This window comes from Streptomyces jeddahensis (assembly GCF_001642995.1).
GTDB lineage: Bacteria > Actinomycetota > Actinomycetes > Streptomycetales > Streptomycetaceae > Streptomyces > Streptomyces jeddahensis.
On record NZ_LOHS01000088.1, the window covers coordinates 1 to 20,309 of the forward strand.

The 20,309-nt window shown below is 70.3% G+C and carries 17 protein-coding genes; 11 read left to right on the forward strand and 6 right to left on the reverse strand.

Features of this window, described 5'->3' with window-relative positions; genetic code table 11:
- A partial coding sequence (locus tag STSP_RS19150; protein ID WP_157902869.1) for an AMP-binding enzyme occupies positions 1–503 on the forward strand: 503 nt, incomplete at its 5' end.
- 186 nt (positions 504–689) lie between these two features.
- Positions 690–2,186, forward strand: coding sequence for an acyl-CoA synthetase (locus STSP_RS19155; protein WP_067279451.1), 1,497 nt, complete (start codon positions 690–692; stop codon positions 2,184–2,186).
- Between the two features lie 12 nt (positions 2,187–2,198).
- Here the strand turns inward: STSP_RS19155 and STSP_RS19160 are convergent, their stop codons facing one another.
- Positions 2,199–3,563 (reverse strand): MBL fold metallo-hydrolase, encoded by a 1,365-nt coding sequence (locus STSP_RS19160; protein WP_067279453.1) that lies wholly within the window; start codon positions 3,561–3,563, stop codon positions 2,199–2,201.
- Positions 3,564–3,682: 119 nt separating this feature from the next.
- Positions 3,683–5,317 (reverse strand): acyl-CoA synthetase, encoded by a 1,635-nt coding sequence (locus STSP_RS19165; RefSeq protein WP_067279454.1) that lies wholly within the window; start codon positions 5,315–5,317, stop codon positions 3,683–3,685.
- Between the two features lie 174 nt (positions 5,318–5,491).
- On the opposite strand from STSP_RS19165, the gene STSP_RS19170 reads away from it, so the two are divergent.
- From STSP_RS19170 to STSP_RS19195, 6 genes are all read left to right on the forward strand, one after another.
- Positions 5,492–6,292, forward strand: coding sequence for a crotonase/enoyl-CoA hydratase family protein (locus tag STSP_RS19170; RefSeq protein WP_067279457.1), 801 nt, complete (start codon positions 5,492–5,494; stop codon positions 6,290–6,292).
- Between the two features lie 33 nt (positions 6,293–6,325).
- On the forward strand, positions 6,326–7,267 hold the full coding sequence (locus STSP_RS19175; RefSeq protein ID WP_067279461.1) for a Zn-ribbon domain-containing OB-fold protein: 942 nt from the start codon (positions 6,326–6,328) through the stop codon (positions 7,265–7,267).
- On the forward strand, positions 7,268–8,332 hold the full coding sequence (locus tag STSP_RS19180; RefSeq protein ID WP_067279462.1) for a thiolase domain-containing protein: 1,065 nt from the start codon (positions 7,268–7,270) through the stop codon (positions 8,330–8,332). It begins immediately after the preceding gene.
- Positions 8,329–9,528 (forward strand): thiolase domain-containing protein, encoded by a 1,200-nt coding sequence (locus tag STSP_RS19185; protein ID WP_067279464.1) that lies wholly within the window; start codon positions 8,329–8,331, stop codon positions 9,526–9,528. The genes STSP_RS19180 and STSP_RS19185 overlap by 4 nt, the downstream gene beginning before the upstream one ends.
- A gap of 105 nt (positions 9,529–9,633) precedes the next feature.
- Positions 9,634–9,879 (forward strand): DUF397 domain-containing protein, encoded by a 246-nt coding sequence (locus tag STSP_RS19190; RefSeq protein WP_067279466.1) that lies wholly within the window; start codon positions 9,634–9,636, stop codon positions 9,877–9,879.
- 154 nt (positions 9,880–10,033) lie between these two features.
- Entirely contained in the window at positions 10,034–10,948 is a 915-nt protein-coding gene (locus STSP_RS19195; protein ID WP_067279468.1) for a universal stress protein, read from the forward strand.
- Between the two features lie 96 nt (positions 10,949–11,044).
- Here STSP_RS19195 and STSP_RS19200 read toward each other — a convergent pair whose 3' ends face one another.
- Positions 11,045–11,806 (reverse strand): leucine-rich repeat domain-containing protein, encoded by a 762-nt coding sequence (locus STSP_RS19200; RefSeq protein ID WP_232789712.1) that lies wholly within the window; start codon positions 11,804–11,806, stop codon positions 11,045–11,047.
- A 171-nt stretch (positions 11,807–11,977) separates the two neighbouring features.
- Between STSP_RS19200 and STSP_RS19205 the strand changes: the two genes are divergently transcribed.
- Positions 11,978–12,478 (forward strand): hypothetical protein, encoded by a 501-nt coding sequence (locus tag STSP_RS19205; RefSeq protein ID WP_067279469.1) that lies wholly within the window; start codon positions 11,978–11,980, stop codon positions 12,476–12,478.
- A gap of 79 nt (positions 12,479–12,557) precedes the next feature.
- On the opposite strand, the gene STSP_RS19210 is transcribed toward STSP_RS19205, so the two are convergent.
- Both STSP_RS19210 and STSP_RS19215 read right to left on the reverse strand, forming a co-directional pair.
- A complete protein-coding gene (locus tag STSP_RS19210) occupies positions 12,558–14,546 on the reverse strand; it encodes an N-acetylmuramoyl-L-alanine amidase (protein WP_067279471.1) in 1,989 nt (662 codons plus the stop codon).
- A 396-nt stretch (positions 14,547–14,942) separates the two neighbouring features.
- Positions 14,943–16,115: an aminoglycoside phosphotransferase family protein gene (locus STSP_RS19215; RefSeq protein WP_067279473.1), complete on the reverse strand. Its 1,173-nt coding sequence runs from the start codon at positions 16,113–16,115 to the stop codon at positions 14,943–14,945.
- A 235-nt stretch (positions 16,116–16,350) separates the two neighbouring features.
- Between STSP_RS19215 and STSP_RS19220 the strand changes: the two genes are divergently transcribed.
- A complete protein-coding gene (locus STSP_RS19220; protein ID WP_067279474.1) occupies positions 16,351–17,850 on the forward strand; it encodes a DNA-binding protein NsdB in 1,500 nt (499 codons plus the stop codon).
- A gap of 211 nt (positions 17,851–18,061) precedes the next feature.
- On the opposite strand, the gene STSP_RS19225 is transcribed toward STSP_RS19220, so the two are convergent.
- Positions 18,062–19,486, reverse strand: coding sequence for a PP2C family protein-serine/threonine phosphatase (locus STSP_RS19225; RefSeq protein ID WP_067279477.1), 1,425 nt, complete (start codon positions 19,484–19,486; stop codon positions 18,062–18,064).
- Positions 19,487–19,857: 371 nt separating this feature from the next.
- Here STSP_RS19225 and STSP_RS19230 point away from each other — a divergent pair, with 371 nt between their 5' ends.
- The gene (locus STSP_RS19230; protein WP_067279479.1) at positions 19,858–20,277 is read left to right on the forward strand and encodes a TOBE domain-containing protein; all 420 of its coding nucleotides are present in this window, start codon (positions 19,858–19,860) and stop codon (positions 20,275–20,277) included.
- Positions 20,278–20,309 lie beyond the last annotated feature (32 nt).

Consider the following 20,309-nt stretch of genomic DNA (forward strand, 5'->3'; position numbering starts at 1 on the left):
TGCCGCCCGGCGAACTCGGCACGGTCTACATGACGATGTCCACCGGCGGCTTCAGCTACCACAAGGACGAGTCCAAGACGAAGAAGAACCGCATCGGCGATTTCTTCACCGTCGGCGACCTCGGCTACCTCGACGAGGACGGGTATCTCTTCCTCCGCGACCGCAAGATCGACATGATCATCTCGGGTGGCGTCAACATCTACCCGGCCGAGATCGAGGCCGCCCTCCTCACCCACCCCGCGGTCGCCGACGCCGCCGTCTTCGGCATCCCGCACGACGACTGGGGCGAGGAGGTGAAGGCCGTCGTCGAAGCGGCCGACGGCCACGAGCCGGGGGAGTCCCTGGCCGCCGACATCCTCGCCCACTGCGAGCGGCAGCTCGCCGGGTACAAGCGCCCCAAGAGCGTCGACTTCATCGCGTCGATGCCGCGCGACCCCAACGGAAAGCTGTACAAGCGGCGACTGCGTGATCCGTACTGGGAGGGACACACCCGGGCCATGTGATCGGCCCGTTCCAGGTGGGCATACCCGGTGGACCTCGGTGGCCGCCGAGGCGCGGGCGCCGTCAGCAGCGGCAGGCGGTCTGGCTGAGGCAGGGACGGCCTGCGGTAGCGAAGTGCGCCGTCCGACGTGCCTCCGCGCAGACGCAGACGTCTTGACCTCCCGCACGGCGGCCCAGAAGATCACGGCATGACGGGTGGACGCAGCAGCACGGTCGACGGGATGGTCCGGCGCAGCGCACGGCGAACGCCGGACCGGACCGCCGTCCGGTACCGGGACCGGACCTGGACGTACGCCGAACTCGACGAGGCGGTCTCCCGCGCGGCAGGCGTGCTGCGCCAGTCGGGGCTCGCTCCCGGCGACCGCGTCGGCGCCCACGGGCACAACTCGGACGCGTATCTGATCGGTTTCCTCGCGTGTTCCCGGGCCGGGCTCGTGCACGTCCCCGTCAACCAGAACCTCACCGGCGACGACCTGGCGTACATCGTCCGCCAGTCCGGGAGCGCCCTCGTGCTCGCCGACCCCGATCTCGCCGGCCGCCTCCCCACCGGGGTCCGCACCCTGGCCCTGCGCGACACGGACGACTCCCTGCTCGCCCGGCTCGCGTCCACGGCACCGTACGACGGGCCGGAGCCGGCGTCCGAGGACCTCGTGCAGCTGCTCTACACGTCCGGTACCACCGCGCTGCCCAAGGGCGCGATGATGACGCACCGCGCCCTCGTCCACGAGTACGTCAGCGCCGTTCACGCGCTGGATCTCTCCGGCGGCGACCGGCCCGTCCACTCGCTGCCGCTCTACCACTCGGCGCAGATGCACGTGTTCCTGCTGCCGTATCTCGCCGTGGGCGCCGAGAACACGATCCTCGACGCGCCGGATGCAGGCCAGATCTTCGACCTGGTGGAGGCGGGCCGCGCGGACAGCCTGTTCGCGCCGCCCACCGTGTGGATCGGGCTGTCCAACCACCCCGACTTCGCCACACGGGATCTGAGCGCTCTCCGCAAGGCCTACTACGGGGCGTCGATCATGCCCGTGCCCGTCCTGGAGCGGTTGCGCGGACGGCTGCCGGGGCTCGCCTTCTACAACTGCTTCGGGCAGAGCGAGATCGGCCCGCTGGCCACCGTCCTGGGACCCGACGAGCACGACGGGCGCATGGACTCCTGCGGCCGCCCGGTGCTGTTCGTCGAGGCACGGGTCGTCGACGAGTCGGGCAAGGAGGTCCCGGACGGCACACCGGGCGAGGTCTGCTACCGCTCTCCGCAGCTGTGCCAGGGCTACTGGGACAAGCCCGAGGAGACCGCCGAGGCGTTCCGGGACGGCTGGTTCCACTCCGGCGACCTCGTCGTCCGGGACGCCGAGGGTTACTTCACCGTGGTCGACCGGGTGAAGGACGTCATCAACTCCGGTGGCGTCCTGGTCGCGTCCCGGCAGGTCGAGGACGCGTTGTACGAACACCCCGGGGTCGCCGAGACCGCCGTGATCGGCCTCCCGGACGAGCGGTGGATCGAGGCCGTCACCGCGGTGGTCGTACCGCGCGGCGAGGTCACCGAGGCCGCACTCATCGCCCACGCACGCGAGAAGCTCGCCCACTTCAAGGCGCCCAAGCGCGTCCTCTTCGTGAACGAACTGCCGCGCAACGCCAGCGGAAAGATCCTCAAGAGGGAGCTGCGGGACCGTTTCCGTCAGTGAGCCTGCACGCGGTCACTCGCCTTCCTGCAACGGGAGCCCTGTGGCGCGGGCCCAGTCCGGGGGCCCGCCGACGAGGGCGGCGACGTCGTGCCGGCCGGCGCGTTGCAGGATGCTCGCAGCCGTCATGGCGCGCAGGCCCCGCCCGCAGGCGACCACCGCACGGGCGGGTGCCTCGCTCGCACGAGCCGGAAGCTCGCCGAGTTCGAGACTGATCGCGCCGGGGATGTGCCCGGCGACGTGCTCGGAACGCTGCCGGATGTCGAGGACCGGGCGGTCGGCGATCTCGTCGGCCGTCACCAGCTCGACCGTCTGCTGCTCTCCGCCGTCGGAGACCCACGCGTCCATGCCGCCCGCGAGATGCCCGGCGAGTCGCTCGTATCCGATCTTGAGGGCCTGCCAGGTGAGTTCCGCGAGGTCCTGACCGGGCGCGGCGACGAAGACCAGCCGGGTTTCCGGGGACAGCAGCCAGCCGAGCCAGGTGGCGAACTGGTCGCGCAGCCGGATGGAGAGCGCTCCCGGAATGTGTCCCGCCGCGAAGTCCGCGACCGGGCGTACGTCCACGATCTGCGCACCCTGGGCCACCGCGGCCCGCACAGCGCCGGGTGTCAGGCGGGCGAGTCCGGGGTGGGAGCGCAGGACCGCCGGACCGCGCCGGTTGATCTCGGCGAGCCTGCCGAAGTACGCCGGGTAGGAACCGAGACTGCCCAGCATCTGCCGTACGAAGGCGTCCTCGTCAGGCGCCCTGAGCAGCGGGTTGGAGTGGCGCTGGGCGCCGATGGTCGTGGTGCGCTCGGCGCCGGGCGGGGCCGAGCAGAACGAGCCCGCGCCGTGCGTGGGCCAGACGGCCACCTCGTCCGGCAGCCTGGCGAGCCGCCTGAGCGAGCGGTACTGCGCCCGGGCGAGCTCCTCCGTGCGGTCGGCGCCGATCAGGTCGGTGCGGGCGGCCGAGCCGACGATCAGCGATCCGCCGGTGAACACGCCGAGCGGACGGGAGCCGTCAAGGAGCAGGTAGGACAGGTGCTCGTCGGTGTGGCCCGGCGTGGCCAGTGCCCGCAGGGTCAGTCCGCTGAGGTTGATCTCGTCGCCGTCGCGCAGGGGCCGGTGAGGGTACGCACGGTGTCCGTCGGCGGACGCGAGGACCGTGGCGCCCTCGTCATGAGCGAGCTGAACGGACCCGGTCAGGAAGTCCGCGTGCAGGTGCGTGTCGGCCGCGAACGCGACCCGCACCCCGTGCCGCTCGGCCGATCTCCGCAGGGCACGCAGGTCCCGGCTCGCGTCCACGGCCAGGGCCCGCCCGTCGCTGAGGTCCACGAGATAGGCGCTGTTGCCGAGACCTGCGTCGACCAGCGGAATCAGATGATCGTCGGCGAAGCCCATCGGGTCCTCCAGGTGCCACGGCTGTCCCGGCGCTCCAGCACGCTCTGCTGGGCCAGTACCCGCAGTGGCGGTGCCTACCACGGCGTAGGCACGGCGTGTGAGGCCTGGGCCCGGCCGCCCTACTCGCCCCCCGCCGACCCGTCCGCCGCCAGCGCCACCGCCCGCGCCCACCGATAGTCCGCCTTGCCGCTCGGCGAGCGCTGGATCCGCTCCGTGAGCACCAGCTGGCGCGGGATCTTGTAGCCCGCGAGACGGGTACGGCAGTGGGCCTGGATGTCGTCCAGGGAGGGCCGCGCCGCGCCGTCGCGCAGCTGCACCACGGCGGCCACGTGGTTGCCCCACTTCGCGTCCGGCACGCCCGCCACCAGTGCGTCGTACACGTCCGGATGGGCCTTGAGCGCCTCCTCCACCTCATCCGGATAGACCTTCTCGCCGCCGGTGTTGATGCACTGCGAGCCCCGGCCGAGGACGGTGACGATGCCGTCCTCGTCGACCGTCGCCATGTCGCCGAGGAGCACCCACCGCTCGTCGCCCTTCTGGAAGAACGTCTCGGCCGTCTTCCGCGGGTCGTTGTAGTAGCCGAGCGGCACGTGGCCGCGCTGTGCGATGCGCCCGATCTCGCCGGGCGCCACGGGCTCGTACGTCGCGGGGTCCACCACCTGCGTACGGGCGTTGACGCGGATCCGGAAGCCCGTGTCAGGGCCCGAGTCGGGCGTCGCCGTGCCGTTGAAACCGGATTCGGACGACCCGAAGTTGTTCAGCAGCATCACGTTCGGGACGAGCGCGAGGAACTGCTTCCGCACGGTTTCCGACAGGACGGCGCCCGAGGACGACACGCTGAACAGGGCGGAGCAGTCGGTGCCCTTCAGCGGGCCGTTGAGTGCGTCGATGAGCGGCCGCAGCATCGCGTCGCCCACGAGCGCCATGCTGGTGACCTTCTCCTTCTCGATGGTGCGCAGGACTTCCTCGGGTACGAACTTGCGGTGCACCACGACGCGTTGGCCGAAGTTGAAACCGATGAACGCGGTCAGCGTCGAAGTGCCGTGCATCAGCGGGGGAGTGGGGAAGAAGGTGATGCCGTCGCCGCCTGCCGCGACGCGTTCGGCCAGCTCCTCCGGTTTCTTCACGGGCTCTCCGGTCGGTGCGCCGCCGCCGAGCCCGGAGAAGAACAGGTCCTCCTGGCGCCACATCACGCCCTTGGGCATCCCGGTCGTGCCGCCGGTGTAGATGATGAACAGGTCGTCGCCGGAGCGGGCCGGGAACCCGCGCTCGGCGGAGCCGGCCGCCTCGGCCTCCGCGAAGGGCACGGCCGGCACATCGGGTGCGCCCTCCGGCGGCGTCCCCACGCGCAGCAGGTGCCGCAGCTTGTCCGTGTGCGGCAGTGCGGCCGCGACGCGCCCGGTGAACTCCGCGTCGAAGACGAGAGCCGCCAGGTCCGCGTCCCGGTAGAGGTAGACCAGCTCGTCCTCGACGTACCGGTAGTTGACGTTCACCGGCACGATGCGCGCCTTGAGGCACCCGAGCACCGTCTGCAGGTACTCGATGCCGTTGTAGAGATGGAGCCCGAGGTGCTCACCCGGCCGGATGCCGCTGTCGGTCAGATGGTGCGCGATGCGATTGGCGGCCGCGTCCAGCTCGGCATAGGTGAGTCTGCGTTCCTGCCCCGTGCCTGGGTGGTCGATGTACACGAGCGCCTCGCGGTCGGGCACGACATCGACGACCGATTCGAACAGATCGGCAAGGTTGTACTCCACCGCTCCTCCTGACACCGGCATCCATGGCGGCCATCGGCTCGTCCGCCATCAGAGCAAAGCCCGCCGCAACTGTGAAGGCCCCGGCCCAAGAAATCTGACTGCCTGTCAGAAAACTATTGAACTGGGCCCGCGCCTCCTGCAACCTGTTCCAGTCTGAAGACGGGAGGACGGGACATGGGTGGGACGGAACACCTCACCGTGCAGCGCGAAGGCGCCACACTGGTGCTCACGCTCAACAGGCCGGAGGCGAAGAACGCGCTCTCTCTGCCGATGCTGGTCGGTCTGTACGACGGATGGGTCGAGGCCGACGAGGACGACACGGTCCGCTCCGTGGTACTGACCGGCGCCGGCGGCGCGTTCTGCGCCGGCATGGACCTGAAAGCGCTCTCGGGCAAGGGGATGGAGGGCCAGCAGTACCGCGACCGGCTCAAGGCCGACCCGGATCTGCACTGGAAGGCGATGCTGCGCCATCACCGCCCGCGCAAACCGGTCATCGCCGCCGTCGAGGGACACTGCGTCGCGGGCGGCACCGAGATACTCCAGGGCACCGACATCCGGGTCGCAGGGGAGTCCGCCACCTTCGGGCTCTTCGAGGTCAAGCGCGGACTCTTCCCCATCGGCGGCTCCACGGTCCGCCTGCAGCGGCAGATCCCTCGTACGCACGCTCTCGAGATGCTGCTCACCGGCCGCCCGTACACCGCAGACGAGGCCGCGCGCATCGGGCTGATCGGGCATGTCGTCCCTGACGGCACGGCGCTTGAGCGCGCTCTCGCCATCGCCGAGCAGATCAACGCCTGCGGCCCGCTCGCCGTCGAGGCGGTCAAGGCCTCCGTTTACGAGACCGCCGAGATGACCGAAGCGGACGCGCTGAAGTCCGAACTCGAACGCGGCTGGCCGATCTTCGACACCGCCGACGCCAAGGAAGGCGCCCGCGCCTTCGCCGAGAAACGCCCACCCGTCTACCGGCGCGCCTGACTCCGCACCCCGACCCTCCCACGAGGAGACCCCGTGCCCGAAGTCCTCAAAGCCCCCCTCGTCGTCGAGTTCCCGTTCACCCGCTCACTCGGCCCCGTCCAGAGCGCCTTTCTCACCGGGCTGCGCGAACGCGTCGTGCTCGGCGTGAAGACCGCCGACGGCAGGACCCTCGTGCCGCCCGTCGAGTACGACCCCGTGACCGCCGAAGACATACGCGACCTCGTCGAGGTCGCCCCCACCGGCACCGTCACCACCTGGGCCTGGAACCACGAGCCCCGCCGCGGCCAGCCCCTGGACAGGCCCTTCGCATGGGTCCTCGTGCAACTCGACGGTGCCGATACCGCTCTCCTGCATGCCCTCGACGCTCCAGGACCCGATGCCGTCCACACGGGCATGCGCGTCCGCATCCGCTGGGCCGGCGAACGCTCCGGCGCCATCACGGACATCGCCTGCTTCGAGCCGTACGACGGTGCGGCACCCGAACCCGGCGGGCACGACGGGCGGTTCGAGGAGATGGTGACCGGCATCGTCGCGCCCGCCCGCCTCGACTACACCTATGCGCCGGGCCGCGCCCAAGCCGACTACATCAACGCCCTCGCGGAGCGCAGGACGGTCGGAGAGCGCTGTCCGTCCTGCCGCAAGGTGTACGTACCGCCACGGGGCGCCTGCCCGACCTGCGGCGTCGCCACATCGGAACAGGTCGAGGTCGGCCCCCGCGGCACCGTCACCACCTACTGCATCGTCAACATCAAGGCGAAGAACCTCGACATCGAGGTGCCGTACGTCTACGCGCACATCGCCCTCGACGGCGCCGACCTCGCCCTGCACGGCCGCATCGGCGGCATCCCCTACGACCAGGTGCGGATGGGCCTGCGCGTGGAGCCGGTGTGGAGCGAGGGCGGCCGCTACCCGGACCACTACCGGCCCACCGGCGAACCCGACGCGGACTACGAGACGTACAAGGAGCTGGTCTAGATGCTAGGCACCCCACCGGCGCGCGAGATCGCCGTCGTCGCCTTCGGACAGACCGACCACCTGCGCACCACCGACGAGCTCTCCGAGGTCGAGATGCTCATGCCGGTGCTGCACGAGGTCCTGGACCGCACCGGCCTGAAGACCAGCGACATCGGCTTCACCTGCTCCGGCTCCAGCGACTACCTCGCCGGACGCCCCTTCTCCTTCACCATGGCGCTCGACGGGGTCGGCGCCTGGCCGCCCATCTCCGAGTCGCACGTCGAGACGGACGGCGCCTGGGCGCTGTACGAGGCATGGATCAAGCTGCTGACCGGCGAGGCCGACACGGCGCTCGTGTACGCGCACGGCAAGTCGTCGCCGGGATCCGTGCGGGACGTGCTGACCCGTCAACTCGACCCGTACTACGTGGCGCCGCTATGGCCGGACGCGGTGGCGCTGGCGGCCCTGCAGGCGCAGGCGCTGATCGATGCCGGGGACACGGATGAGAGCGCCCTCGCGGGCGTCGCGGCGCGCAGCCGTGCGGCCGCAGCGGACAACCCGCACGCCCAGGTGCCCGGTCCGCCTCCCCAGGGCGAGTACGTCGTACGGCCCCTGCGCACCGGGGATTGTCCCCCTTCGCGCGACGGAGCGGCGGCCGTGATCCTCGCCGCGGGCGACCGGGCCCGCAAGCTGTGCGAGCGGCCCGCCTGGATCCGCGGGATCGACCACCGCATCGAGGCGCACAGCCTGGGCGTACGCGATCTCACGGACTCGCCGTCGACGCGGCTGGCCGCCGAACGGGCCGGAGCCTTCGAACGGCCGGTGGACACCGCGGAGCTGCACGCGCCCTTCTCATCCCAGGAGGTGGTGCTGCGCAAGGCGCTCAGGCTCGACGACACGGTGAACGTCAACCCGTCCGGTGGAGCGCTCTCAGCGAACCCCGTGATGGTCGCGGGCCTCATCCGGATCGGGGAGGCCGCCGCACGCATCCACCGTGGCGAATCGGACCGTGCCCTCGGTCACGCGACGTCCGGCCCGTGCCTGCAGCAGAACCTGGTCGCCGTACTGGAGGGAGACCCGCGATGAGCACAGTGGGAGCCGCGACAGCGGGCAGGGCGGGCAAGGAGCCCGTGGCGGTCGTCGGCATCGGCCAGACCAAGCACGTCGCCGCGCGCCACGACGTGTCCATCGCGGGACTCGTCCGCGAGGCAGCCGTGCGCGCTCTCGAAGACGCCGAGCTGACCTGGGCGGACATCGACGCCGTGGTGATCGGCAAGGCCCCCGACTTCTTCGAGGGCGTCATGATGCCCGAGCTGTATCTCGCCGACGCGCTGGGCGCCGTCGGGAAACCCATGCTCCGGGTGCACACGGCGGGTTCCGTCGGCGGCTCCACGGCGCTCGTGGCCGCCAATCTGATCGCGGCTCGCGTCCACGGAACGGTCCTGACCCTCGCCTTCGAAAAACAGTCCGAGTCCAACGCCATGTGGGGCCTGTCCCTGCCGGTCCCCTTCCAGCAGCCGCTGCTCGCCGGCGCCGGCGGCTTCTTCGCCCCGCACGTGCGCGCGTACATGCGACGCAGCGGCGCGCCCGACACGGTCGGCTCCCTCGTCGCATACAAGGACCGGCGGAACGCTCTCAAGAACCCCTACGCACACCTCCACGAGCACGACATCACCCTGGAGAAGGTCCAGGCGTCCCCGATGCTGTGGGATCCGATCCGCTACTCGGAGACCTGCCCGTCCTCCGACGGCGCCTGCGCCATGATCCTGACCGACCGCTCGGGCGCCGCCCGTTCACCGCGGCCGCCCGCCTGGATGCTGGGCGGTGCGATGCGCAGCGAACCGACGCTCTTCGCCGGCAAGAACTTCGTGTCGCCCAAGGCCGGAATGGACTGCGCGGCCGATGTGTACCGGCAGGCCGGCATCGCCGATCCGCGACGGGAGATCGACGCCGTCGAGATGTACGTGCCGTTCTCCTGGTACGAGCCGATGTGGCTGGAGAACCTGGGCTTCGCGGACGAGGGCGAGGGCTGGAAGCTCACCGAGTCCGGGGTCACGGAACTGGACGGCGATCTACCGGTGAACATGTCCGGGGGAGTCCTGTCGACGAATCCCATCGGCGCCTCCGGCATGATCCGGTTCGCCGAGGCGGCGCTCCAGGTGCGCGGGCAGGCGGGGGAGCACCAGGTCGACGGTGCCCGCAGGGTCCTCGGACACGCCTACGGAGGCGGCTCTCAGTTCTTCTCCATGTGGCTGGTCGGAGCACAGCCGCCGACCGTCTGAGCGGACTGGCGGGCCGGACGCGGCCACGTCCCCGCCTGTGGCCTGTCCGGCACGCGAACCGCTCGCTAGTCTGGCCGCGGACGACGAGCCGGGAGGAGCAGGGACGTGGCCGAGAGCACCATCACGCAGCATCCGCGTGCGGGCTGGGAGAAGCCGGAGCAGCTGGACCTGAGCGGCGCCGAGTGGCGCTCCAGCAGCCGAGGGATGGGGGACGTCGAGATCGCTTTCGTCGAGGGCTTCATCGCGATGCGCAACGGCGGCCGCCCGGAGAGCCCGTCCCTGATCTTCACTCCGGCCGAGTGGGGAGCGTTTGTGCTGGGAGCGCGCGAAGGGGAGTTCGACCTCACCTGAGCGTCGGCCCCTGAGCGCCGATCACGGCAGGGCGCCCATGGATCATCGATTCTTCCGGACATGTGACCTTTGACCCTTTTCTCGGGTACTCGCCTGAGCGAGTCTGGCCCGAGGAACTGGTCGATCGTGGCACCGTGCCGGAGACGAGGAACCCATGAGCACCCTGCCGGTCATCGCGGCAGTCGACGGATCGGAAGACAGCCTGCGCGCCCTGGAGTGGGCCCTTTTGGAAGCACGGTTGCGGGACGCGCCGCTACGGGTCGTGCACGTGCGGCAGTACACCGAGTGGACACAGCCCGGCGCCGCGGTGGTGATGCCCCCGCCCCCGGTCCCGGAGGGCGATCCGGTGGGGGACCAGGTCCGCGCCTCGCTCGCCGGCCGTGAGGGTCTGCCTCCCGTCGAGTACCTGACGCTGGACGGTGCGCCTTCCGTCGTACTGCCGGAGCTCAGCTCCGACGCCCAGCTGATCGTGATGGGCTCGCGCGGCCGGGGCGGCTTCGCCAGCCTGCTGCTCGGCTCGAACGGCATTGCCACCGCACGTGACGCCGCCTGCCCGGTCGTGGTGGTGCCGCGCCCCGGACGCGAGGTGCACGGCGATGGTCCCGCCGAGCCCGGCCCGCGCGTCGTGGTCGGTCTCTCGGCGGAGTCGCCCGACCACCAGGCCCTGACCTTCGCGTTCGCCGCGGCCGGCCGTCGCGGCGCCCGCCTCGAGGTGGTCTCCGCCTACCCCTGGCCCTTCTACGCATGGTCGGTGCCCACCGACTTCGCGGCGATGGCCGTCGTCGACAAGGACGCGGTCGAAGCCGACACGAAGCGCCTGCTCGACGACGTCCTCGCCGTCCACCGCAAGCAACACCCGGACCTGCGCGTGGACGTGTCCGTGCTGGGCGGTGACGCCGCCGGTCATGTCGTCGCCGCGTCCAAGGACGCCGACCTGGTCGTGGTGGGACGCCATCGCAGGCGGCTGCTCCAGCCCGCACGGATGCTCGGCTCGGTCACGCATGCGGTGTTGCTGCACGCGGCGAGCCCGGTGGCGGTCGTGCCGCCGGCACGGGAGGACGGCGACTGAGGAACGACTGATCTCTGCTCGACGGAGCGGGCGGACGGCCGGGCGGCAGTCGCCGAGTGACTGCCGCCCGGCCGTGTCCTGGCAGACGCCGGGCGCTCAGCGCAGCAGGACACAGCCTCTTCTCTCGAGGTCCCGCAGCACATCGCGCGGGACCTCGACGTCGTTCCACCGCAGATCCAGCTTCTCCAGCGCGGGGAGCTCGGCGACCCAGCCGGGCAGCCGCCGCAGTCGGTTGCCGCGCAGATCGAGCCGCCGCAGCCGAGGAAGCCCACGCAGCGCCTCCGGCACGGCCATGAAAGCGTTCTCGCGCAGCTCCAGTTCCCGCAAGTGCCCGAGATGCCGTACGGAGTCGGGAAGGCCGGTGAGGTTGTTGCCCCGCAGCCACAGTTCGCGCAGTGCCGCCAGGCCGCCGATGGAGGACGGGAGCGCGGTCAGCCGGTTGTGCTGGGCGCGCAGCTCCACCAGACCCGTCATCGAGCCAAGCGACGCGGGCAGCTCCGTAAGAGCGTTCTCGCCGACGTTCAGATAGGCCAGCCGCGTCAGGCGACCCAAGGACTCCGGGAGCGAGACCAGTTCGTTGTCGTGCAGATACAGGAACCGGTGGAGCCCGGCGAGGTCGCCGATTTCGTCCGGCACGTGGGTGAGCTTGTTGTGCCCCAGGTCCAGGGTGTGCAGCGCCTTCAGCGCGCCGATGCGCGGCGGGATGCTGGTGAGAGCGTTGTCCGGGAGCAGCAGGACGGTGAGATCCGGATGGCGCCAGACCTCCTCGGGGACGGCGTGGAGTCCCGCCCGCCAGTAATTGAGAATGCTGTCATCGCCGGCCACACCGGCCACATCCTCCGGCTCGTTCACGGTCAAACCGATGGCTCCGTTTCAGTGGTTCATGGTCATGCCATGAGTCATGGACACGCACAGTCCTCACCATGGCAGAGGCCCGTCACCGGCGCGGCCCCGACCACGGCGTATGGCACGTTGATCAAGCCCTGCCCCCGACGCCGCAAAGCCACCGCGGACACGTACCATGGCCGCATGTCCTTCCTCCGCCGCCGCAGCTCCGCCACACCCGCTGGCCCGGACTTCGACGTCCTGGCCATGGACCCGGGCGACTGGCCGGGCAATCTCGGCGCGGGCCTGCTGCCCGCACCGGACGGCAGCTGCCAGGGAGTGTTCCTGCGCTACGACCTGTTCGGCGGCCGCGGCCCCGCGATGATCATCGGCAATCTCCCCGAGGGCTCGCCGGCCCGCGAGACCGCCGAGGGGCAGATCCCGTTCGAGGTCGCGCAGCTGCTGCTGGCGCTGGAGAACGACGAAGAGGTCACCCTCCTCGACACCGAGGACATGCCGGTGATGCAGGGCGACAACCTCTTGATCGTCCGTCGCCTGAAGCTCTCCGAGAGCCGTATCTCCTGCGTGCAGTTCGACCGCAGCGACGGGGTGCTCGTGACCATCGCCGCGTGGGACCGGCCGATCACCGAAGACCTGTACGCGCTGCTCAAGCCTCTGCCGGCCGAGCTGTTCCAGCAGCGCTGACCTTCACGTACGCACGGGCCGGGTCCACACCAGGCAGACCCGGCCCCATCTGCTGCTGGGTACGCAGTCGACAGCGGCCCTACGAACCCGACGACACCACATCCACGTCGGCCGCCCGCACGAACGCTACCCGGTGCCCGAACTGGATCTCGTAGTACTCGTCCGCACCCCGCACGACCTTGTGCGGCGCCGTGTCGAAGGTCGTCGAGTAGTAGTACTCGCCGGGAACCTTGTCACCCACCACGTACCTCTGCCCGGCGAGCAGCTTGTAGGGCAGAGGTGAGACCGCCTGAGCGGGCACGCCCGCCGGATACGCCTCCTTCTCCGGGTACGCGCGCCCGTACACGGGAACGTCCGCGGCGCCGGCCTTCGGCGTCACCACGAGCCCGGACGCGTTGACGGCGGTCGGCTGCGTCTTCGAGTTCCTGAACCAGGCCTTCTGCCCCAGGTACCAGATCGCCGTCCAGTCGCCCTCGCGGCCTGCGACCGCGTACTGCTGGCCGGTGGACACGCGCGACGCCGTGTCGTTCACATCGATCGTGGAGTCCTCACCGCCCGGCCGCAGGCCGATGTCCTTGATCAGCGGAGCGTCCTCGCTGGGCCGAGTGTGCAGCCGCACGGCACTGGACCCGTGCGCACGGCAGGGCTCGCCTTGTGCAGCACAGCCCGTGAACTCCGGCTGGTTCTCGGTGAATTCCGGCAGTACGGTCACGAGCCCGCCGTTCGCGCTCGCCGTGGCGTGGAACGGCTTGCCCATCAGCGTGAAGTAGTGCTGCCAGTCCCAGTACGGGCCCGGGTCCGTGTGCATCGACCGGATGTTGGCGGTGGTCGGCCCGGGGACGTTGTCGTGCCCGAGGATGTGCTGCCGGTCCAGCGGGATGTCGTACTTCTTGGCCAGGTACTGCACCAGCCGCGCCGACGTCCGGTACATCGCCTCCGTGTACCAGGCATCGGGATCCGCGAGGAAGCCCTCGTGCTCCAGGCCGATCGACTTGGCGTTCACGAACCAGTTGCCCGCGTGCCACGCGACGTCCTTGGCCTTCACGTGCTGGGCGATGTGCCCATCCGTCGACCGCAGCGTGTAGTTCCACGACACATAGGTCGGGTCCTGCACCAGCTTCAGGGTGGTGTCCCAGCTGCCCTCGGTGTCATGGATGACGATGTAGTCGATGCTCTGGGACGCGGGCCGCCCGGACAGGTCGTGGTTGCCGTAGTCGCCGTCGCCGAACTCCTCGTACGGCGCCGGGATCCACTCACACGCCACGGTCGGCGGGCACTCCGTGTCGTCTCCGTCCGCCTTGCGCAGGCCCATCCGCTCGATCTGGGCCGCGTCCGTCCGCAGCCCGGGCGATGCCGCGAGGTCGATGCGTTGGCCCTCGTCGTTGGTGCGCTGCTCGCCGTCGCGGATCACGGCGTAGACGTCGTTGGCGTAGGTCGCCGCGGTCGCGCTGTCGTCCGCGCCCGAGAAGCGCGCCACAGCCCCGTACCAGTCGGCCGCGTCGTCGCTGAGCGGCCGGCCCAGTTGCTTCTGTGCGGCGGCGAGCAGTGCCGCGCCGCCTCGTACGTTCGCGGCCGCGTCCGTGCGCAGTTGCTCGGCGGAGAGCCCGGTGAGCCCCGCTGCCTTGGACAACGTCTTGAGGCGAGCGGGGAGTTGGGAGATCTCGGGGACGGCCGCCGGAGACACCTCCGGGACGCGGGCGGGGCGTGAGGAGTCGCCGCGGGCGTCCTCGTCGCCTTCACTGTGGTGCTGGGTGGCCTCGGCGAGCGCGGTGCGCGCGTCGGTGAGGTGCATGGGGCCGTAGCCGCCGGCCACACTGGGAGCCCCGCCGTGCGTGTCCCAGCGCGACTGCAGATACGAGACCCCGAGCAGCACACTCTGCGGCACGTGGTACTCGGCGGCTGCCGCGGCGAAGGCCTTCTGCAGACGCTCGTTTGGGGCCTGTTCGGCTGTGCCGGACGGTGCGGCACCCAGCAGAGGCAGTAACAGGGCGACCGACGCGACGGCTCCCGCCGTGCGACGCGCACTCTTGTGTGCGGCCAGGGCGCGGACAGGGGCGGATCCTCGCAATGCAGCCTCCCGGGACAGTCGAGCGTTCTGGTGCGTGCGGGGCCGTGACGTGCGTCAGTGGTATCGGCTCTCCGACGATCCGTCAATCACGCTCAGCACAAGGGTTTTCCCAAGTCAGCGCCGGTTGGCGTGGGTTTTCGCGGGGAGGGTGCCACGGCCAGCGATGCGTCAGTGGAGTGGACCAATGAGCAGCCTGGACGGCGTCCCGCGACGCGCAGCACCGCCTGGCCGCACAGGGCCTTACGTGGCCGTTGACGGCCTCAATACGTCCACCCGTCCGGCTGAGTCCCAGGCACCCGGCCAGGCGCCCGGGGGCCGGTTGCTGCCGACCGCCGCCGCACGCACGAAGGTCCGCGGCACGCCCTCGTGAGGGCGCACCGCGGACCTGTATCCCCGTCAGCGAGTGCCGACCGCCGCACGCACGGCCCGGCGGGCCATCTGGCAGTCGTCGTGCAGCCGCCTGAGCAGCAGCCGCTGTTCCTCGCCGGACGGTACGGCACCCGGGTGGGCAGGACCCGGTGCCGCCGGGGTCACGTCGTGCATCGAACGCTGCACAGCCGTCTCGTACGTCCTGATCTCACGCGTGAGGATGAGCATCAGATTGATCAGGAACGCGTCGCGTGACGCGGGTCCTGAGGACTGCGCCAGCTGACTGATCTGCCGCCGCGCCACCGGTGCGTCACCGAGCACCGTCCACAGGGTCGCCAGGTCGTACCCCGGCAGATACCAGCCCGCATGCTCCCAGTCGACCAGCACCGGACCCGGGGGCGACAGCAGGACGTTCGACAGGAGTGCATCGCCGTGGCAGAACTGCCAGAGCTCGTGCCTGCCCGCCGACTTCGCGATCACGTGCAGCAGCTTCTGCAGATCGCCCATGTCCCGGTCGGTGAGCAGCCCCAGGTCGTGATAGCGCGAGATCTGCCGACCGTAGTCGAGGGGCCTGCCGAACGTCGCCTCGGGCGGCTGCCACTGGTTCAGCCGGCAGATCGCACCGAGCGCCGCGCGGATGTCCGCGCGGGGCGGCGCCTCCAGGGGGTGTCGCTGCAGTGCCGCAACCCGGCCCGGCATCCGCTCGAGCACCAGCGTGCCGTTGTCCGGATCCGCGGCGATCAGCCGGGGCACCCGCACCGGCGGCCGGTGCCGGACGAACGAGCGGTATGTCGCTATCTCATGGCGGATCCGCTCCACCCAGGCCGGCGCGTGATCCAGTAAACACTTGGCGACGGCGGTGCTGCGGCCCGTCGTGCCGATGAGCAGCACGGAGCGTCCGCTGCGCCGCAGCACCTGCACGGGGCTGAACTCCGGGCAGATCCGGTGCACCGACGCGATCGCCGTGCGCAGCTGCGCGCCCTGAGGGCCGGACAAGTCGATTCTCCCGCTGAGCGGTTGCGTACCGAACCCCGGTGCGCGCCGCGCCCGGCCTGCACCGAGCGTCCCGGCCGCCGTGCGTGCGGGGTCGAGATACGGGCCGCTGCCCTGCTGTGAAGGTACGTCCCGGGTTCTCCGGGCAGGGGGGTAGCTGTGCAGCGGCCGGGGGGGTGCGGACACGGAGGACGATGCTGTGTACATGGGCGAAACAGATCCCTTCGTGTGCCTGCGAGTAGCTGACGCCGCCCTTCCCCGGCCGCCTCGGTGCACCCTGGGGAATGTCCCTGGGGCCGCCGGGTCGGGGTGGCGCACATCTACCTGACACCGGATGGCCAGTGGCAGACCATCTGGCGCACCCTGGCGAACCGTGGCGAATAGTCGCCCAGCAACTGACAGCGGGTTACTGTCAACTCAGCCGAGAACCTGGGGGCTTGACGTGAGCGGACAACCCAACACCCGTCTTTCGGACCTGTTCGGCCTCGCCGGCTGGTCGAAGGGCGAGCTCGCGAGACTGGTGAACCGGCAGGCGGCGGCCATGGGCCACCCCCAGCTGGCCACCGACACCTCGCGGGTGCGGCGTTGGATCGACATGGGAGAGATCCCGCGCGATCCGGTCCCGCGGGTGCTGGCGGCGTTGTTCACAGAGCGACTCGGCCGTGTCGTGACCATCGAGGACCTCGGTCTGGTCCGGCACGGGCGCACGGGGAAACGGCGTGATGACGGGAGTGTGGAACATCCCGACGGAGTGCCGTGGGCGCCCGAGCGGACCGCTCAGGTCCTCACCGAATTCACGGGAATGGACCTCATGCTCAACCGACGCGGCTTGGTGGGCGCGGGTGCCGCGCTCGCCGCAGGATCCGCACTCAGCAGCGCCATGCACGACTGGCTGCACACCGACCCGGCCCTCGTGGCCGACTCTCCCGACCTCAACGATCCCCTTCACGCCGACCCCGCTGGATTCGACCGCTATGAGGCCGCCCCCATCGGGTCCCAGGAGATCGAGGAGCTGGAGCGCTCGGTCGAGGTCTTCCGGGCCTGGGACGCGGCCCGCGGCGGCGGGCTGCAGCGCAAGGCTGTGGTGGGCCAGCTCAACGAAGTGGGCGGCATGCTCGCCTACCGCCACCCCGACCATCTGCAGCGCCGCCTGTGGGGCGTCGCCGCCAATCTCGCCGTCCTCGCGGGCTGGATGTCCCACGACGTCGGCCTCGAACCCACCGCCCAGAAGTACTTCGTCATCGCCGCCCATGCGGCACGTGAGGGCGGTGACCGGCCGCGCGCCGGGGAGGCGCTCTCCCGCGCCGCCCGTCAGATGGTGCACCTCGGCCGGCCCGACGACGCCCTCGACCTGATGAAGCTCGCCAAGTCCGGCTCGGGCGACCAGACCCTGCCGCGCACCAAGGCCATGCTGTACACCATCGAGGCCTGGGCTCAGGCGTCGATGGGACGCAGCCAGGCCATGCGGCGCACCCTCGGTCAGGCGGAGGACCTCTTCGTCTCCGACAAAGGTGACGTACCGCCGCCGAGCTGGATGCAGATGTTCGACGAGGCGGACATGCACGGTATGCAGGCCCTCGCGTACCGCACCCTCGCCGAACACGATCCGTCCGCGGCCGGCACGGCGCAGCGCCATGCCAAGCAGGCCCTGGAGCTCCGGGCGAACGGACGGCAGCGGTCGCAGATCTTCGACTACATCTCGCTGGCGTCGGCCTGCTTCATCGCGGACGACCCCGAGCAGGCGGACCGTTACGCACGGCTGGCACTGGTGTCGATGGGGTCGAACTCCTCGCAGCGCACCTGGGACCGGCTGCGCGAGATGTACCGTCTGACGGCTCACTACGCCGGCTATCCGAAGATCGAGGACCTGCGCGAGGAGATCCAGCTCGCCCTGCCCAAGGGCTCCGTGAAGCCCAAGGGCGGACGCTGGGCGCAGGCCTGACGGGAGAGGCCCGAGAAGCAGGTCTCGGAACGGGACCGACCACGTCCACGGAAACGGGGCTGACCAAGTCCATGGTGTCAGTGTGGCCTTGGCTCCACCCGAGTCCGTGGTGTCAGTGTGGCCTTGGCTCAACCGGTCACGGGACTCAGGTCGTCCGTCTTCCTCAGGCTCGGTTCTCCGGACCCCTCGGACTCAGGCGCGCACGACTCTCTCAGTAGATCCTTGCGATCAGTACGCAGGCGTCGTCCTCGCGCTCGGTCTCGCCGAACTCCTCAATCACCGTCCGCACACAGTCCTGGGCGGTGCGGGCCTCGGTGAGGCGTGGTGCGAGTGCGAGCAGTCTGTGCTGGGCGGCGTCGCCGGTGTGCCGCGGAACCAGTCCGTCGGTGTGCAGCAGGAGCAGATCGCCGGGTTCGAGGGTCTCTTCGGCCTGCTCGTATGTCGCGCCGGAGGTGGCCCCCAGCAGTACGCCGGCCGGGGGCGCCAACACACATCCCGTTCCGCTGCGGAACAGCAGCGGGGCGGGATGGCCTGCTTGGGCCCATGCGAGGGTGCGGGTCTCGGGCGTGTAGCGGCAGTACACGGCGCTGGCGAGAGTGGGCTGGACGGAGGCATCCAGTAGCTGGTTCAGCCAGCCCATCAGCTGGGCTGGCTGCGCCCCGGCTACTGCCATGCCGCGCAGGGCGCCCAGGAGCATGGCCATGCCGGAGGTGGCGGCGATGCCCTGTCCGGTGAGGTCGCCGACGGTTAACAGCGACTGGCCGTCGGGCAGTTCCAGTGCGTCGTACCAGTTTCCGCCGATCAGTGCGCTCTCGGACGACGGCAGATAGTGCGCGGCGAGGTCCAGGGTCTCGGGACCGCCGTGCGGGAACCGCAGGGCGCCGCGCCACTGCGGCAGCACGGCCTCCTGCAGTTCGACCGCAAGCCGGTGCTCGGTCTGCGCGATGTGCCGCTGGCGTTGCAGCGAGTCACGGGTCTCGCTCACCGCCCGTTGGCTGCGGCGCAGTTCGCTGACGTCACGCAGGACCGCCCACATCGAGGCGGTGGTGCCGTCGGTGTCGAGCACTGGCTCGCCCATCATGTGCACGGTCCGGACGCCGCCGTCGGGGCGGACGATGCGGAACTCCCCGTCGATGGGCTTCCCGTCGACGAGGCAGTCCGTCACCATCGCGGTCAGTCCGGCCTGATCATCCTCGTGCACCAGCGACGGAAGCTCGTCCAGCGTGAGGGGGGGAGCGGCAGGGTCACGGCCGAGGATCTGGTACAGCTCTCCGGACCACGTCGCCTCGTCCGTCAGCAGATTCCACTCCGCGCTGCCCACCCGGCTCAGCAGAGACTCGTGCCGGGCACCGCCGGGCGCTGTGCGGGGGTGGGGCGCGGCGGTCTCGAGGACCGCCGGCTGAGGGCCGTCGCGCAGCTGCGCGAGGTGCTCGTCCAGATCGTTGAGCTGATGCACCGCCAGATCGCACAGCGCCCGCTGCCAGCGTGCTTCGGGGTCGCTGTCGTCTGGCAGTCCCTCGCGCCGTACGGCGTCGACATCGCCGAGGAGCCTACGGGTCTGCGAGATCAACGCATCGACCGAGCCGCGCTGCGGCGGCTGGGCGGCTGAGCGGTCCGCAGAGACATGGGACGGCATGACGCACTCCGATGCAGGACGGCACGACCAACGCTGGAAGAAGGACCGGTTATGACTGTCGCACAGCCTGGAACCTCATGTAAGGGATTTGGCAACACACGATTCGGTGATGCTTCTGGCATATGTCAACGTCCCTGGTTGACGGCGTGCTCCTGAACGGGGCTCCGGCAAAAAGGAGTTGGCGTCGTCCTTGTCGGGGACCGCTCGCCGGCCCGCTGCCCGCGCCACGCAACCATCCGCGACACGCGTGAGACCTTGCGTCGCTGTTCTCGCGTTGCCGCCGGAACCGTGCGTACAGTGCCCGCGCAAGAGCGGACGAGAGGCTGTCCTTTCCCTCGCCTGCTTCCGAGCGTCAGACGAGGCCAGCAGCCGTGAGCGTGAGCATTCGCAACCAGATCCCCGGCACCGTCGTCTCCATCACCTCCGGGAAGGCCATGGCCGCCGTGAGGGTCGGCCTCGCCAGTGGGCGGCACATCACCGCCGCCATCACCCTGGAAGAGGTCACAGAACTCGGCCTCGTCGAGGGATCCGCGGTCCGCGCGCTGTTCAAGTCGACAGAGGTCGCGCTGGCGACGGGGCCGGTTGCGGGGATCAGTATCCGCAACCAGATCCCGGGCACGGTGGCCGGCGTCCGTGTCGGTGGGGCCATGGCCTGCGTCAGGGTGAGCGTCGAGGGCGGCGAGCTCACCGCCGCGATCACCCGGGAGGCCGTCGACGAACTCGGTCTGACCAGCGGCTCTTCCGTCGTCGCGTTGATCAAGTCGACCGAGATCGCACTGGCTGCCGACTGACCTCGGGAGTACCGGCCTTCCGGCCTCCGGCG

Bases quoted from the DNA above. Each gene is read 5' to 3' on its own strand.
- STSP_RS19155 (WP_067279451.1), top strand. From the start codon at position 690: ATGACGGGTGGACGCAGCAGCACGGTCGACGGGATGGTCCGGCGCAGC.
- STSP_RS19180 (WP_067279462.1), top strand. From the start codon at position 7,268: ATGCTAGGCACCCCACCGGCGCGCGAGATCGCCGTCGTCGCCTTCGGA.
- STSP_RS19225 (WP_067279477.1), bottom strand. From the start codon at position 19,486: ATGCCGTCCCATGTCTCTGCGGACCGCTCAGCCGCCCAGCCGCCGCAG.
- STSP_RS19215 (WP_067279473.1), bottom strand. From the start codon at position 16,115: ATGTACACAGCATCGTCCTCCGTGTCCGCACCCCCCCGGCCGCTGCAC.
- STSP_RS19185 (WP_067279464.1), top strand. From the start codon at position 8,329: ATGAGCACAGTGGGAGCCGCGACAGCGGGCAGGGCGGGCAAGGAGCCC.
- STSP_RS19170 (WP_067279457.1), top strand. From the start codon at position 5,492: ATGGGTGGGACGGAACACCTCACCGTGCAGCGCGAAGGCGCCACACTG.
- STSP_RS19160 (WP_067279453.1), bottom strand. From the start codon at position 3,563: ATGGGCTTCGCCGACGATCATCTGATTCCGCTGGTCGACGCAGGTCTC.
- STSP_RS19195 (WP_067279468.1), top strand. From the start codon at position 10,034: ATGAGCACCCTGCCGGTCATCGCGGCAGTCGACGGATCGGAAGACAGC.
- STSP_RS19205 (WP_067279469.1), top strand. From the start codon at position 11,978: ATGTCCTTCCTCCGCCGCCGCAGCTCCGCCACACCCGCTGGCCCGGAC.